The organism is Streptomyces sp. ISL-99 (assembly GCF_018614005.1).
GTDB lineage: Bacteria > Actinomycetota > Actinomycetes > Streptomycetales > Streptomycetaceae > Streptomyces > Streptomyces flavidovirens.
The window spans coordinates 241,308-255,628 of sequence record NZ_JAGGPC010000012.1 but is presented as its reverse complement, the minus strand read 5'-3'; the positions used below and the strand labels follow the sequence as shown (position 1 = coordinate 255,628).

The 14,321-nt window shown below is 72.7% G+C and carries 13 protein-coding genes and 1 pseudogene; 6 read left to right on the top strand and 8 right to left on the bottom strand.

Going from position 1 to position 14,321, the window contains the following annotated elements; genetic code table 11:
- Positions 1-131 precede the first annotated feature (131 nt).
- The 3 genes and pseudogenes from J7E91_RS08165 to J7E91_RS08155 form a co-directional block, all read right to left on the bottom strand.
- Positions 132-917, bottom strand: a pseudogene (locus tag J7E91_RS08165) (ABC transporter ATP-binding protein); the annotation flags it as partial.
- Complete coding sequence (locus tag J7E91_RS08160) at positions 914-1,951, bottom strand: iron chelate uptake ABC transporter family permease subunit (protein WP_214900457.1); 1,038 nt, start codon at positions 1,949-1,951, stop codon at positions 914-916. The pseudogene J7E91_RS08165 and the gene J7E91_RS08160, both read right to left, overlap by 4 nt.
- A 29-nt stretch (positions 1,952-1,980) precedes the next feature.
- Positions 1,981-3,006 carry an iron ABC transporter permease gene (locus tag J7E91_RS08155; RefSeq protein ID WP_214900303.1) on the bottom strand — a complete coding sequence of 342 codons (1,026 nt, stop codon included), beginning with the start codon at positions 3,004-3,006 and terminating at the stop codon, positions 1,981-1,983.
- A 74-nt stretch (positions 3,007-3,080) separates the two neighbouring features.
- Between J7E91_RS08155 and J7E91_RS08150 the strand changes: the two genes are divergently transcribed.
- Entirely contained in the window at positions 3,081-3,743 is a 663-nt protein-coding gene (locus J7E91_RS08150; protein ID WP_214900300.1) for an HAD family hydrolase, read from the top strand.
- On the opposite strand, the gene J7E91_RS08145 is transcribed toward J7E91_RS08150, so the two are convergent.
- The gene (locus J7E91_RS08145; RefSeq protein ID WP_028811089.1) at positions 3,713-3,967 is read right to left on the bottom strand and encodes a hypothetical protein; all 255 of its coding nucleotides are present in this window, start codon (positions 3,965-3,967) and stop codon (positions 3,713-3,715) included. The genes J7E91_RS08150 and J7E91_RS08145 overlap by 31 nt on opposite strands.
- Positions 3,968-4,158: 191 nt before the next feature.
- Here J7E91_RS08145 and J7E91_RS36690 point away from each other — a divergent pair, with 191 nt between their 5' ends.
- Positions 4,159-4,542, top strand: a complete 384-nt coding sequence (locus J7E91_RS36690) for a cold-shock protein (protein ID WP_028811088.1) — start codon at positions 4,159-4,161, stop codon at positions 4,540-4,542.
- A gap of 46 nt (positions 4,543-4,588) precedes the next feature.
- Here the strand turns inward: J7E91_RS36690 and J7E91_RS08135 are convergent, their stop codons facing one another.
- The 4 genes from J7E91_RS08135 to J7E91_RS08120 are packed head-to-tail and all read right to left on the bottom strand — an operon-like array spanning position 4,589 to position 7,966.
- Positions 4,589-5,437 (bottom strand): 1,4-dihydroxy-6-naphthoate synthase, encoded by an 849-nt coding sequence (locus J7E91_RS08135; protein WP_214900298.1) that lies wholly within the window; start codon positions 5,435-5,437, stop codon positions 4,589-4,591.
- The gene (locus J7E91_RS08130; RefSeq protein WP_214900297.1) at positions 5,427-6,089 is read right to left on the bottom strand and encodes a futalosine hydrolase; all 663 of its coding nucleotides are present in this window, start codon (positions 6,087-6,089) and stop codon (positions 5,427-5,429) included. Before J7E91_RS08130 ends, J7E91_RS08135 begins: the two co-directional genes overlap by 11 nt.
- A gap of 2 nt (positions 6,090-6,091) precedes the next feature.
- Positions 6,092-6,586, bottom strand: a complete 495-nt coding sequence (locus J7E91_RS08125) for a DUF2771 domain-containing protein (RefSeq protein ID WP_214900296.1) — start codon at positions 6,584-6,586, stop codon at positions 6,092-6,094.
- 27 nt (positions 6,587-6,613) lie between these two features.
- Positions 6,614-7,966 (bottom strand): MFS transporter, encoded by a 1,353-nt coding sequence (locus tag J7E91_RS08120; RefSeq protein WP_214900295.1) that lies wholly within the window; start codon positions 7,964-7,966, stop codon positions 6,614-6,616.
- A 430-nt stretch (positions 7,967-8,396) separates the two neighbouring features.
- On the opposite strand from J7E91_RS08120, the gene J7E91_RS08115 reads away from it, so the two are divergent.
- The 4 genes from J7E91_RS08115 to J7E91_RS08100 all read left to right on the top strand — a co-directional run bounded on the left by J7E91_RS08115 (position 8,397) and on the right by J7E91_RS08100 (position 14,309).
- The gene (locus J7E91_RS08115) at positions 8,397-9,320 is read left to right on the top strand and encodes a DUF3027 domain-containing protein (protein WP_214900294.1); all 924 of its coding nucleotides are present in this window, start codon (positions 8,397-8,399) and stop codon (positions 9,318-9,320) included.
- A gap of 415 nt (positions 9,321-9,735) precedes the next feature.
- Positions 9,736-12,894, top strand: coding sequence for a sacsin N-terminal ATP-binding-like domain-containing protein (locus J7E91_RS08110; RefSeq protein ID WP_214900292.1), 3,159 nt, complete (start codon positions 9,736-9,738; stop codon positions 12,892-12,894).
- 108 nt (positions 12,895-13,002) lie between these two features.
- A complete protein-coding gene (locus tag J7E91_RS08105) occupies positions 13,003-13,845 on the top strand; it encodes a DUF5707 domain-containing protein (protein WP_214900291.1) in 843 nt (280 codons plus the stop codon).
- 197 nt (positions 13,846-14,042) lie between these two features.
- Complete coding sequence (locus J7E91_RS08100) at positions 14,043-14,309, top strand: hypothetical protein (RefSeq protein WP_308376183.1); 267 nt, start codon at positions 14,043-14,045, stop codon at positions 14,307-14,309.
- Positions 14,310-14,321: the final 12 nt, after the last annotated feature.

Genomic DNA, 14,321 nt, shown 5'->3' with positions numbered 1-14,321 from the left:
TCCCCTCCTGCCACGTCGGTCCGCGAAGCGGGGTGTGGCGCGTCCTGCGGGGCGGTGGCTTTGGTGGCGGTGCCGGCCACGTCGGTCTGCGAAGCGGGGGCTTGCGCGTTCTGCGGGGTGGGGGGTGTGACGGGGGTCCACGGTGCGCCGGGGATTACCAGGGGGGAGCCGGTCACCGGGTCCGGGATCACGACTGAGGTGAGGCCGAAGACCTCACGTACGAGGGTCGCCGTGACGATGTCCTGCGGGCGGCCCTCGGCGACGATGCGGCCCTGCTTCATCGCGACGAGGTGATCGGCGTACCTGGCGGCCTGGTTGAGGTCGTGGAGCACCATGACGACCGTCCTGGCGTGATCGTGGTTGAGCTGGCGCACCAGGTCCAGTACCTCCACCTGGTGGGAGATGTCGAGGTACGTCGTGGGCTCGTCCAGCAGGAGGAGGTCCGTCTCCTGGGCGAGGGCCATGGCGATCCATACGCGCTGCCGCTGGCCGCCGGAGAGCGCGTCGACCGGCCGTTCGGCGAGTGCGGTGACGTCCGTGCGCTCCATGGCGTCGGTCACCGCGCGCTCGTCCTCGTCCGACCACTGCTGCCACCAGTGCTGGTGAGGCTGGCGGCCGCGCGACACCAGGTCGGCGACCGTGATGGCCTCGGGCGCGACGGGGCTTTGGGGCAGCAGACCGATCGCCTGCGCGATCTTTCTGGTGGGGATCTTTGCCAGTTCGGCGCCGTCGAGCAGCACCGCGCCGTGCCTGGGATTGAGCAGCCGGCCCAGCGCGCGGAGGGTGGTGGACTTTCCGCACGCGTTCGGGCCGACGATGACGGTCACCTGCCCGTCGGGTACGGCCAGGTCCAGCTCGTGCACGACCGTGCGGTCCTCATAGGCGAGCGTCAGCTCGCGAGCGGTGAGCCTGCTCACGCCTTGCCTCCAGTACGGCCTTTGATAATCAGCCAGATCAGGTACGGGGCGCCGACCGCCGCCGTCAGTACGCCCACCGGCAGTTCGGTGGGCGACAGCAGGCGGCGGGCCAGCAGGTCCGCCAGGACCACGATCACCGCGCCCATCAGCGCCGAGCAGAGCAGCGGGATCTGCGCGGTGCGGGTCATGCGGCGGGCGATCTGGGGTGCCAGCAGCGCCACGAAGTCGACGGGGCCGGCGGTCGCGGTGGCGACCGATGCGAGCACGACGCCGGTGAGGACCAGGCCCAGGCGTACCCGCCCCAGCCGTACGCCGAGCGCGGTCGCGGTGTCGTCGTCCATCGACACGGTGCGCTGGGCGCGGGCGGCCCACAGCACTGCCGGCAGGAGCAGGAGGAGCGCCCAGGCGAGTGGGGCCGCCTCGTCCCAGCCGCGTCCGTTCAGCGAGCCGGTCATCCAGATCTGCGCCTGCTGGGCGACGAGGTAGTCGCCCTTGGTGAGGAAGAGGTGGGTGATGGAGCGCAGGGCGATCGCGAAGCCGATGCCGATGAGCACGAAGCGGGTGGCGTGCAGCCCGCCGCGCCACGCGAAGGCGTAGACGAGCGCGGCGGCGAGGATGCCGCCGGCGATGGAGAGGTACGGCAGTACGGCGTACGAGGTGATCCCGAAGGTCATCGCCCCGACGGTGAGTGCGCTGGCGCCCTGGCTGATGCCGATGATGTCGGGGCTGGCGAGTGGATTGCGCGCGACGGTCTGGATGAGCGCCCCGGCCATGCCGAACGCCGCCCCGACGAGCAGTCCGACGGTCATGCGGGGCAGGCGGAGGGTTCCTACGACGAGTTCGTTCGCAGATGGCTGTCCGAAGAGGACCTTCAGTACGTCGGCGGGCGGGACGTTGCTCTCGCCGACGCAGAGGTACGCGACGCACACGGCGGCCAGCGCGAGGGTGAGGACCCCGGCGACGACGGCGGCCCGCCGGTGCAGGAGGAAGCGTCCCTGCCCGAGCCGTACGAGCGCGTACCCGGCGGGCCGCATCCCGACTGCTGCTGCCGCACTGCTCGCCGTCACGCCGGCACCGCCTTTCGTCGTACGAGCGCTACCAGGAACGGCACGCCGATCAGCGCCGTCATCACGCCCGCCGGAACCTCACTCGGCGGGAACACGATCCGCCCGACCACGTCCGAGACCAGCAGCATCACGGGGCCGATCAGCGCCGCCATCGGCAGCACCCACCGGTGGTCGCTGCCGACGATCGCGCGGGCGATGTGCGGGACCGCGAGCCCGACGAAGGCGATGGGGCCGGCCGCCGCAACCCCCGCCCCGGTCAGGATCGTCGCGCCGACGCCGCCGACGATCCGTACGGTCGCGACGTTCTGCCCGAGCCCCTTCGCGACGTCCTCGCCGAGCGCCAGCGCGTCGAGCCCGCGCGCCACGGAGAGGACGAGCACCGTCCCTATGAGGAGGAACGGCCAGATCTGCCCGACCACCTCGGCGTCACGACCGGCCACGGAACCGACCTGCCAGAAGCGGAACTCGTCGAGCGCCGCCGCCTTCGTCGTCAGGACCGCCATCGTCACGGACGCGAGCAGCGCGTTGATCGCGGCGCCGCCGAGCGCGAGCTTCACCGGCGTCGCTCCGCCGCGCCCGCTCGCCGCGATGGCGTACACCGCGACCGAGGCGAGCGCCGCGCCGGCGAAGGCGAACCAGACGTAACCGGAGAGCGAGTGGATCCCGGCGAAGGCGATCGCCAGGACCACGCCCACCGTGGCGCCCTGACTGATGCCCAGAATTCCGGGGTCGGCGATCGGATTGCGGGTGATCCCCTGGAGCACGGTTCCGGCGAGCGCCAGCGCGACGCCGACCATGAGCCCGATCAGCGTGCGCGGCACCCGCATGGTCCGTACGACCTCGGCGGCGTCGCTGTGGCCGCCGTGCAGCAGTACGTCGAAGACCTCGGTCGGCGCGATCGACCGCGCGCCGACCGCGAGGCTCAGCAGCACGGACAACAGCAGGGCCGCGACGGCGGCGGCTGTCCAGCCGATGCGGCGGGTCACCAGCGCGCGCGTGGTGGGGCTGGTGGCAGCTCGCATTGACCCATTCCGCGTCCGGGATTGGTAAGGCTTGGCTAAGTGTACGGGTGGGTCCGCGGGCCCCCGCGGGCACAATGGCCTTCATGCCCACGCACTCCGAGACGTCCCCGCTGCCCCCGCTGACGGTCGGCTTCGACCTCGACATGACGCTCATCGACTCCCGGCCCGGCATCAAGGCCACCTACGAGGCCCTCGCCGCGGAGACCGGTGCGTACATCGACGCCGACCTGGCGATCACCCGGTTGGGCCCTCCGCTGGAACGGGAACTGGCGTTCTGGTTCCCCGAGGAACGCATCCAGGAGATGTGTGACCGTTACCGCGAGATCTATCCGACGCACGCGATCACGCCAACTCCCGCGATGCCCGGCGCCCGCGAGGCAATGGCCGCGGTACGGGCGGCGGGCGGCCGGGCCGTCGTCGTCACGGCCAAGCACGAGCCGAACGCCAAGCTGCACCTCGCGCACCTCGGCATCGACCCGGACGCGGTCGTCGGCTGGCTGTGGGCGGAGGCCAAGGCGGAGGCGCTGCGCGAGCACGGCGCCTCGGTGTACGTCGGCGACCACCTCGGCGACGTACGCGGCGCGCGGGCGGCGGGCGCCCTGTCAGTGGCCGTGCCGACGGGGCCCTGCGGCGCCGCTGAACTGCGGGAAGCCGGCGCGGACGTGGTCCTGGACGACCTCACGGCCTTCCCGGCCTGGCTGGCCGGCTACTGCGGGACGGTCGCGGCGCGCGCCTGACGGCGCTGCGCGGCGATGGACCTGAGCACCCCCGCGGCGGCGATCGCGAAGCCGGCGCCCATCAGCATGCAGACGGCGTACGCGACCGGCGGGAAGGGTTCCGTGCCGAGGAAGAGCGGCGCCACGGTGACCAGTGTGGCCAGTGCGCCGACGAAGAAGACGATGGCACCGACGCGTACCAGCCGGTCACCGGCGCCGGCCTCGGGCGATTGGGTTTCAGTCATCACCGGGCCAGGGTAGTTCCCTGCCCGGAGGAACCGCCCGGCGACGTCTTGTCACCAGCCCCTGGACCATTAGCCTTGGTGGTGGCGGGTCCAACGACCCGCTGTAGTGCTATCCAGAGCCGTTTTCCCCGGCCGAACGCGTGAGCGGGAGCAGTCCGGGGATCCGACGAGTACGAGGACGAGGACAGACGGTGCCTACCGGCAAGGTCAAGTGGTTCAACAGTGAGAAGGGCTTCGGCTTCCTCTCCCGCGACGACGGCGGCGACGTCTTCGTTCACTCGTCGGTGCTCCCTGCCGGAGTCGACGCCCTGAAGCCCGGCCAGCGCGTCGAATTCGGCGTCGTGGCGGGTCAGCGCGGCGACCAGGCGCTTTCGGTGACGATCCTCGACCCGACCCCGTCCGTCGCCGCCGCGCAGCGCCGCAAGCCCGACGAACTCGCGTCGATCGTGCAGGACCTGACGACGCTTCTGGAGAACATCACCCCGGCGCTGGAACGCGGCCGCTACCCCGACAAGGCGGCCGGCGCGAAGATCGCGGGCCTGCTGCGCGCGGTGGCCGACCAGCTGGACGTGTAGCGCGGGCCGCCGGTGGTCCGAGGCCCCTGGCCCCGGACCACCGGTGCTACTCGAACGCCAGCGCGTCGCGCGGGAGGGGCGGTACCAGGCCCTCCGCCGCCGCACGCGTCAGCAGGCCCCGTACGGCCGCGTATCCGTCGGTGCCCAGGTCCGCGGTGAACTCGTTCACGTACAGACCGATGTGCTGGTCCGCCACCGCCGGGTCCATCTCCTGGGCGTGCTCCAGCACGTACGGCCGCGACACCAGCGGGTCGTCCCACGCCATTCGCACCGACTGCCGCGCCGCGTCCGCGAGCTGCCGCAGCCGCTCCGCGCCCAGCGAGCGCTTGGCGATGATCGCGCCCAGCGGGATCGGCAGGCCGGTCGTGTTCTCCCAGTGCTCACCCATGTCGGCCAGCGAGTGCAGCCCGTAGTCCTGGTAGGTGAAGCGCGCCTCGTGGATGACGAGCCCCGCGTCGACCTTGCCGTCGCGCACCGCCGGCATGATCTCGTGGAACGGCATGACGACGATCTCGCCGACCCCGTCCGGCACGACATCCGCCGCCCAGAGGCGGAAGAGCAGGTACGCCGTCGAGCGCTCGCTGGGCACGGCGACGCGCTTGCCGGTCAGGTCGACGCCCGCCTCACGTGTGAGGACGAGCGGCCCGCAGCCCCGGCCGAGCGCCCCGCCGCACGGCAGCAGCGCGTACTCCTGAAGGACCCACGGCAGCACGGCGTACGACACCTTGAGTACGTCGAACTCCCCGCGCTCGGCCATCCCGTTGGTGATGTCGATGTCCGCGAAGGTCACGTCGAGCGCGGGCGCTCCCGGCACGCGGCCGTGCGCCCAGGCGTCGAAGACGAAGGTGTCGTTGGGGCACGGCGAGTAAGCGATCTTCAGCGGCTCAGCGGTCATATCCATCCCAACCTTCGAGTACGGGCACGAGCTTCCCGAATGCCCCGCTGAGCGCCTCCAGCGCCTCCCCGATGCGCCAGGCCGCCCGGTCGCGCGGGCCCACGGCGTTCGACACCGCGCGGATCTCCAGCACCGGCACGCCGTGCTGGGCGGCGGCCTCGGCGACCCCGAACCCCTCCATCGCCTCGGCGGCGGCGTACGCGTGCCGGGCGCGCAGCTCGGCGGCGCGGGCGGCGGACCCGGTCACGGTGGAGACGGTCAGCACGGTGCCGGTGACCGCGCCGGTCGCGTCGGCCACGGCCCGTACGAGAGCGGCGGGCGGCAGGTGCTCCACGGCGCCGAAGCCGAGGGCGGTCACCGGGAGGTAGCCGTCGGGGGTCTCGGCGCCCAGGTCGGCGGCGACGATCGCGTCGGCGACGACGAGGGAGGCGAGCGGGGCGACGTGGGCGAACCCGCCGCCGATACCGGCGGAGATCACCAGGCCGTACGGGCGCGTCGCGGACGCCGACGCCAGAGCCGTCGCGGTCGCGGCGGCGGCAGCGGCGGGTCCGACACCGGCGGCGATCACGTCGACGCCGTCCACATCGGGCCCCAACGCGCGCGTGACCGCGTCCCGCTCTGCGGGAACCGCGGTCACGACCAGGACACGCATCGTCAGGAGGTCTTCTCCAGCTTGAAGTGCCAGATGCCGGTGAGCTTCTTGCCCTTCGTCTCGACGACGCTGACCTGCGCCTCGTCGGGGCTCGGCGCGCCCGGCTGCTGCTGTTGCTGCTGGGCGAAGAAGGCGCTGCCCGGGATGGTGCGGTACGTCTTCTTGAACGGCTCCTGCTCGGCCTGCTGGCCGTTGATGAAGAGCGTCCAGCCCTTGTCCGCGATCTCGGGGTCGACGCCGAAGCGGACCTTGTCGTCCATGGAGACCTTGACGGTCTTCTCGGCCTTCTTGTTCAGGCAGCCCTGGAGCAGGGATTCCTTGATCGGGGAGCCGTCGTTGTAGCACGAGGCCTCGGTGTTCACCGAGTCCGTGCCGACCGTCACGGTCGCGAGCGGTGTCGGCTTGTCGCAGGCGGACAGGACGAGGAGTCCGGCCGACACGGCACCGATCACGGTGGCGGTGCGGCGGGCCTTACCAGAGAGGAGCGCAACGGTCATGGGGCGAAGGCTATCGCCCGCTCCACCTCACGCCACGCGGGGGTGCGGCGTGCCGCGCCGGGCCGCCCCCAGGAGACCCCGTACGGACAGGGCCGCGCCCGTGGCGAGGAGACCGGCGGCGACCGACATGCCGAGGGAGCCGTACAGCGGCAGGGCGATCCCGACGGCGCCGCCGACCACCCAGGCCATCTGGAGCAGCGTCTCCGACCGCGCGAACGCGGACGTACGTACCTCCTCCGGTACGTCCCGCTGGATCAGCGCGTCCAGCGACAGCTTGGCCAGTGCCTGGCACAGGCCCGCCGTCGCGCCGAGCACCGCCACCATCAGCCCGCCGAAGAACAGGGCCGTGCAGACGGCCACGCCCAGCGTCAGCCCCAGCACGGTCGCGATGATCCGCTCGGGACCGCGCGCCCTGAGCCAGGCGCCGATGGCCGTACCGCAGGCGTTGCCCACGCCGGCGGAGACACCGACGATCGCGAGCGAGACGGCCGCGCTCTGTCCGGAGAGCGGATGTTCGCGGATCAGGAACGCCAGGAAGAAGATCAGGAAGCCGGAGAGCATGCGGTGCGCCGCGTTGGCCTGGAGGCCGTGCAGTACGGAAGGGCCGACGGTCCGCAGGCCGGGGCGGCGCGGCGCGTGCCCGTGCTCCAGCAGCATGGCCTTCCGCTCGCCCTTCGCGGAGTCGACCTTGTGCGGCATCGTGAAGGCCAGGACCGTACCGGCGACGAACAGGGTGAACGCGCCGTACAGCGGCCAGGCGGGCCCGATCCGTTGCAGCCCCACCCCGACCGGCGCGGCGGCGCCCGTCGCGAGCAGCCCGGCCAGGGTCACCCGCGAGTTGGCCTTGACGAGGGAGAAACCGGGCGGGAGGAGACGTGGCACGACGGCGCTCCGTACGACGCCGTACGCCTTCGAGGACACCAGCACGCCCAGTGCCGCCGGGTAGAGCTCAAGTCCGCCCGTCGCCACCGCGCCCGACATCGCGAGGGCGAGCAGCGCGCGGGCCAGCATCGCGCCGGCCATCGCGGCCCGGCGGCCGTGCGGAATCCGGTCCAGGAGGGGGCCGATCACCGGGGCGAGGAGGGTGAAGGGGGCCATGGTGACGGCGAGATAGAGAGCGACGCGGCCCCGCGCCTCGTCGGTGGGGACGGAGAAGAAGACGGTGGAGGCGAGGGCGACGGTGACCATGACGTCGCCCGCGCCGTTCACGGCGTGCAGCTCGATCAGCTTGCCGAGACCCGACTCGCCCGCGCCGTGCGCGTGCGTGGCGCGGCGGATTCCCTTCGCCGTACCCGTGAAGGGAAGGTGCAGGGCACGGCCGACCGCCCGGCCCGTTCTGCGGAGTGGACCGGATCCGTCGGACGACTTTGCGGCAGCCACCCCGTCATAGTGCCCCAAGCCCCGCCGGGTCGAACGGGAAACGTGGCGGACGGCGCAGGTGAACCACCACTCCGGGCATTCCGGACTCATCGCCGATGTCCGTGCCGGATCTCTGTGAATCTCTGCCGGATCTCTGCCGGATCTCTCGGGCCTTCCCGCCGCAAAGACGGCCGCACAGGTGGGCCGGGGGCGGCAGAGGGGGTAGCGTGCGTAGCGCGCCACCGGCGGTTGTCCTCGGCCGCGCGCCTCTCCGTCATCCCGCAGAATGGGTGGTGGAAAGTGCGCCCGAGACCGAGACGAGTCGGGCGAGGCGCGGACGTCGACGCGGCCCTTTGGTCCGCTCCGCCCGCAGCTCGCACCTCGTATCTCGTACCTCGTACGGGCATCCGTTGGCGCACCCGTGAGACGGCGTAGGAGAGAAGCGAGACCTGTGAGTGCTGCGACGACGCGAAGCCGAACCCCCGACCGCCTGTGCGCCGAGGCGGTAGACCTTGCCCGGCGGGCGGCCGAGGAGGCCGCCTTCCCCGGCGTGGTCGGCGAGCATGTCTCCCTCTTCGCCGAGGGTGACCGGGTGGTCACCCACCTCTTCGAATGCAAGGAACCCGGTTACCGGGGCTGGCGCTGGGCGGTGACGGTCACCCGCGCCTCGCGGGCCAAGCTCGTCACCATCGACGAGACGGTGCTCCTGCCGGGGCCGGACTCGCTGCTGGCGCCCGAGTGGGTGCCGTGGAGCGAGCGGCTGCGGCCGGGGGACATGGGTCCCGGCGACCTGCTCCCCACCGAGGCGGACGACCTGCGCCTGGAACCCGGCTACACGGGTGAGGACGAGCCGCCGCCGGACTCCGCCGTCTCGGAGGAGATGGCGGAACTCGTCGAGGCGGAGGACGCCGAGGTCACGGGCGGCCCGCCGGCGACGCTGCCGCTGGTTCCCACGCGGGGGTCGATCGCGGCGGTCGCCGAAGAGCTGGGGATGCGGCGGGCGCGCGTCCTGTCGCGCTACGGGCTGCACATCGCGGCGGACCGCTGGGACGAGTCGTACGGCGCGAAGACCCCGATGGCGCAGGCGGCGCCGGCGACGTGTGTCTCGTGCGCCTTCCTCGTCCCGCTGGCGGGGTCGCTGCGCCAGGCGTTCGGTGTCTGCGCGAACGAGTACTCGCCGGCGGACGGCCACGTCGTGTCGCTCGCGTACGGCTGCGGGGGGCACTCGGAGGCGGCGGTCATGCCGAAGCCGATGCGGCCTGCGCCGCCGGTGCTCGACTCGATGGCCACGGACGCGTTCCCGCTCCGTCCGGACCCGGAGGGCGGCTCGGTCCCGGCCACCCCGGACGCGACGGAGGACCTGGGCCACTCCTGACCCGCCCGACCCGCTGCGCGGAGCTTTTCCCCACCCCGCCCCTTCCCGAACTGGGGGCAAGCCCCCAGACCCCCGGACGCCCTTCGGGCGTGTCCTCAAACGCCGGACGGGCTTGGATGGTGCCCCCTGGGCAACTTTCAGCCCCTCCGGCGTTTGAGGAGCGGGGTCTGGGGCAGAGCCCCCCGCGGCGAAGCCGCAAATGTCACAGCCGGGAAGGGGCGGGTCGGGGAAAGCCCCGCGCAGCGGCATCCCCGCCACAAGCCGCACCCCCACCCGCCCCGCCCCAGCGAGCAGGTGGCAGCCGCACGCGCATCCGCGCGGGATACTTGCGCCCCGTAGACACGGGTAGGCGTCAGTAGTCGGCGATCAGCACCAGCGATCAGCCATCCGTACCTCTGGACGAGCGGAGACAAGCGTGAGCGTCAGGGCCACCGACGAGGCCGACCCCTTCGGGACGGCGCGGCTGCGGCGTGGGGTGCTCGATGCGTGGAGCGCCAGTCCCGCCCGGTTCCGCGAGGACGCCAACGCCGAGGAGGACCTCGCCCTCGGCGGCTACCGCGACCGCCTCGTGGTCGAGCTGGCCCAGAACGCCGCCGACGCGGCCGCCCGCGCCGGCGTAACCGGCCGGCTCCGCCTCACCCTGCACGCGGCGACCGCCGACGCCCCCGCGATCCTCGCCGCCGCCAACACCGGCGCCCCCCTCGACGCCGCCGGCGTCGAATCGCTCAGTACGCTCCGCGCCTCCGCCAAGCGCGAGGAGACGGACGGCGCGGTCGGCCGCTTCGGCGTCGGGTTCGCCGCCGTACTCGCCGTCAGCGACGAGCCCGCCGTCCTCGGCCGGCACGGCGGCGTCCGCTGGTCCCTGGCCGAGGCCAGGGAACTGGCCGTGGACGCCGCCCAGACCGCCCCCGGACTCGGCGAGGAGCTGCGGCGCCGCGACGGCCACGTACCGCTCCTGCGGCTCCCGCTCCCGGCGGAAGGCTCCGCCCCCGCCGGCTACGACACCGTCGTGGTCCTGCCCCTGCGCGACGGCGGCGCCGTAGACCTCGCCCAGCACCTCCTCGAAGCCATCGACGACGCGCTGCTGCTGACCCTTCCCGGCCTCGCCGAGGTCGTCGTCGAAACCCCGGACGGCACCACCCGCACGCTCACGCGCGCCGAGCACGACGCGTACGTACACATCGACGACACCGCACGCGGCACCACCCGCACCACCCGCTGGCGCACCGTCACGCGCTCGGGCGCCCTGGCTCCCGCCCTCCTCGCCGACCGGCCCGTCGAAGAGCGCCTGCGCCCCCACTGGGCCGTCACCTGGGCCGTTCCGGTGGACGGTGAGGGAGCCCCGCAGCGCCCCCTCACCGCGCCCGTCGTGCACGCCCCGACGCCGACCGACGAACCCCTCGGCGTACCGGCGCTCCTCATCGCGTCGCTGCCGCTCGACACCACCCGCCGCCACCCCGCGCCGGGCCCGCTGACCGACTTCCTCGTGCAGCGCGCCGCCGACGCGTACGCCGAACTGCTCGGTGAGTGGGAGCCGGTGTCCACCGGGACGGTCGACCTCGTCCCCGGCCCGCTCGGCAAGGGCGAGCTGGACGGCGCCCTGCGCGCCGCCGTCATCGAGCGGCTGCCCCGCGTCGCGTTCCTCGCGCCGGCCGCGCCGTCCGAGGAGCTCACCGCGCTGCGCCCGTTCGAGGCGGAAGTCGTCGAGGGCGCGGGTGCCGACACCGTCCGCGTCATGGCCGAAGTACTGCCCACCCTCCTGCCCGCCGGTCTCGAACGCCGCGCCGAGCTGCGCACCCTCGGCGTCGGCCGCCTGCCGCTGGGTGACGCCATCGAACGCCTCGCGGGCGCCGAGCGTGAGCCGTCCTGGTGGCGGCGGCTGTACGAGTCCCTGGCGGGCGTCGACCCGGACCGCCTGTCCGGGCTGCCGGTGCCGCTGGCCGGCGGGCGTACGGTCATCGGCCCCCGGCAGGTCCTGCTCCCGCTGTACACCGACACCCGCACGGACACCGCGACCGGCGCCGGCACCGACGCCTCCGCTCCCGAACAGCTCGCCCGCCTCGGCCTCAAGGTCGCCCACCCCGACGCGACCCACCCCCTCCTCGAAAAGCTCGGCGCGCTCCCCGCCACCCCCCGCGCCGTCCTCACCACCCCGCAGGTGCGCGCCGCCGTCGCCGCCTCCATGGACGAGGGCGGCCAGATCTGGGACGAGGACGCCCCCGACGCCGAGGAGCTGGCGGAAACCGTCCTGGCGCTCGTACGGGACGCCGACCTGTCGCCCGGCGACGAGCCGTGGCTCGGCGCGCTCGCGCTGACCGACGAGGACGGCGAACTCTCGCCCGCCGGTGAACTCGTCCTGCCCGGCAGCCCGTTCGCGCAGATCATGCGTGAGGGCGAACTGGCCCTGTGCGACGCCGAACTGGCCGCCCGCTGGGGCGAGCAGCCGCTCACCGCCTGCGGCGTCCTGGCCACCTTCGCGCTCGTACGCACCACCGACATCGTCCTGGACCCGGACGAGTTCGAGCCGCGCGACGGCGACTTCGCCGAGCCCGACGACGCGGGGCTGCTCGACGCCGTGGACGTGTGGTGCGAGGACATCCTCGACCAGCTGCCGGAGACCTCCGTGCCGCCGGTCGCCACCGAGATCGTCGCCGTACGCGACCTCGACCTGGTCGACGACGACAAGTGGCCGCAGGCCCTCGCGCTGCTCGCCCAGCCGCCGCTGCGGGACGCGCTGACCCAGCCCGTGCGCGTACTCCTGCCGGACGGGACGACGCAGTCCGTACGCCCGTACACCGCCTGGTGGCTGCGCGACCACCCCGTGCTCGACGGCCGCCGGCCGGCCGGTCTGCGGTCGGCGGGCGGCGACCCGCTCCTCGAAGGGCTCTACACCTCCGCGAACGCGACCGGCTTCGACGACGAGCAGGTGCTGAGGGCGCTCGGCGTACGGACCTCGGTGGCGGCGCTGCTGGACGAACCCGGTGGCGCGGCCGAGCTCCTCGGCCGCCTCGCGGACCCGGACCGTACGGTCACCGCGCCCCAACTCCACGCGCTGTACGGCGCCCTGGCCGACCTCGACCCCGAGCAGGTCACCCTCCCCGACGAGCTGCGCGCGGTCGTGGACGGTGAGGTGCGGGTGGTCGACGCGTCGGACGCGGTGGTCGCGGACGCCCCCGACCTGCTGCCGCTCACCTCGGGGCTGCCGCTGCTGCCGGTGGCCCCGTCCCGCGCCGCCGACCTGGCGGAGCTCCTCCAGGTGCGCCGCCTCAGCGAGTCGGCGGAGGCCGAGGTGACGTCGGAGGGTGTGGAGCGAGAGGTTCCGGAAGCGGTACGGGTCCTGCTCGGCGCCGGCACCCCGGCGACGTATATCGAACACGAGGAGCTGCGCGCGGGCGGGGTCGAGCTGGACTGGCGGCGTACGCCCGACGGAGTCGTCCACGCGGCCACGCTGGAGGGCGTGGCGGCGGGACTTGCCTGGTCGGCGGGCCAGTGGCCACGTCGTTTCGAGGTGGCGGCGTTGATCGAAGACCCGTCGCGAACGGAAGAACTCGCGCGAGACCGCTGGTTCGACTGAGCTAATTGTTTACGAACCCTCCAAGGGCTCCCTACACTTCGTTCGACACTCAAAGATCCCGCCGGGGGGAAACGCGGCGGGGTCGCATCCATGTGGGGACTTACATACATGCGCATACGTGCCACTGTGGCCGCCGTTTCCGGCGCCCTGGCTCTGTCCGCCCTCGCCGTCCCGGCCGCCCAGGCCGAGGACGCGCCGAAGGCGGGCGGCCTGTCGGCTTTCTCCGCTCAGGCACCCGCCGATGACGCCTACGGCGATACCCAGATCACCAACGTCGTCGTCAACGGCGGCAAGGACATCGTTCTCGGCACCACGGCCGCCAAGACGATCAACGTCTCCGTGACGGTGACCGACAACTCGGGCGTCGACAACGCGGACGTCGCGCTCTGGCACGGCTCCTCGTTCGAGGACCCCGACGGCTTCCTGCTCTCGGACCAGTTCATGAACGACGAGAAGGCCACCTGTACGGCGAGCAGCGCCACGACGTCGACGTGCAAGCTCACCATCCCGGTGGACCCGCAGGTCGATCTGTACAAGAACAGCCTGGCCGGCACCTGGAAGGTCGCGGCCATCGGGTGGGGCAAGGACGGTGACTTCATCGAGAAGGACGCGTACAAGACCCACCGCGTCCAGCGCGCCTCGACGCTGACGGTCAACGCCGCGCCCGAGCCGGTCGTGAAGGGCAAGCCCATCACGGTCACGGGCAAGCTGGCCCGCGCCAACTGGGAGACCTCCACCTACGCGGGCTACACCGCCCAGCCGGTGAAGCTCCAGTTCCGCAAGGCCGGTACGACCACGTACACCACCGTCAAGACGGTGAACACGGACAGCACCGGCAACCTGAAGACCACCGTCACCGCCGCTTCGGACGGCTACTGGCGCTGGAGCTTCGCGGGTACGTCCACCACCCCCGCGGTCTCCGCGGCCGGTGACTACGTCGACGTGCGCTGAGCGCTGAGCACTAAGCACTGACGCCCCTGTTTCCGGGGGCCGGCGGCAGTCGTCCCGGAGCCTCACCCGCTCCGGGGCGGCTGCCGCGCCGTACGTCGCTCGTGTACGTCGCTCTGTACATCGCTCGGCGCGCGCCGAGCACTCAGGATTCGACCCGGGGGAAAAGCGGGGGGACCGCATCAATCGTGGGGACATTCATGCGCATTCGTGCCACTGTGGCCGCCGTTTCCGGCGCCCTGGCTCTGTCCGCCCTCGCCGTCCCGGCCGCCCAGGCGGACGGTGGACACGGCGACACCACCCTCACGAAGGTGGTCGTCAACGGCGGTAAGAACGTCGTGGTCGGCACCACCGAGGTCAGGACGTTCACCGTGGCGGTCACGGCCGCGGACGACTCCGGGATCAGCGGGGGTACGACCACCACCCCCGCCTTCACCACCGCCGGTGACTACGTCGACGTGCGCTGAGAACCGGAGACA

Coding starts and splice junctions, on each gene's coding strand:
- J7E91_RS08105 (WP_214900291.1), top strand. CDS start 13,003: ATGCGCATACGTGCCACTGTGGCCGCCGTTTCCGGCGCCCTGGCTCTG.
- J7E91_RS08150 (WP_214900300.1), top strand. CDS start 3,081: ATGGCCTTCATGCCCACGCACTCCGAGACGTCCCCGCTGCCCCCGCTG.
- J7E91_RS08155 (WP_214900303.1), bottom strand. CDS start 3,006: ATGCGAGCTGCCACCAGCCCCACCACGCGCGCGCTGGTGACCCGCCGC.
- J7E91_RS08135 (WP_214900298.1), bottom strand. CDS start 5,437: ATGACCGCTGAGCCGCTGAAGATCGCTTACTCGCCGTGCCCCAACGAC.
- J7E91_RS08100 (WP_308376183.1), top strand. CDS start 14,043: ATGCGCATTCGTGCCACTGTGGCCGCCGTTTCCGGCGCCCTGGCTCTG.
- J7E91_RS08130 (WP_214900297.1), bottom strand. CDS start 6,089: ATGCGTGTCCTGGTCGTGACCGCGGTTCCCGCAGAGCGGGACGCGGTC.
- J7E91_RS08145 (WP_028811089.1), bottom strand. CDS start 3,967: ATGACTGAAACCCAATCGCCCGAGGCCGGCGCCGGTGACCGGCTGGTA.
- J7E91_RS08160 (WP_214900457.1), bottom strand. CDS start 1,951: ATGCGGCCCGCCGGGTACGCGCTCGTACGGCTCGGGCAGGGACGCTTC.
- J7E91_RS08125 (WP_214900296.1), bottom strand. CDS start 6,586: ATGACCGTTGCGCTCCTCTCTGGTAAGGCCCGCCGCACCGCCACCGTG.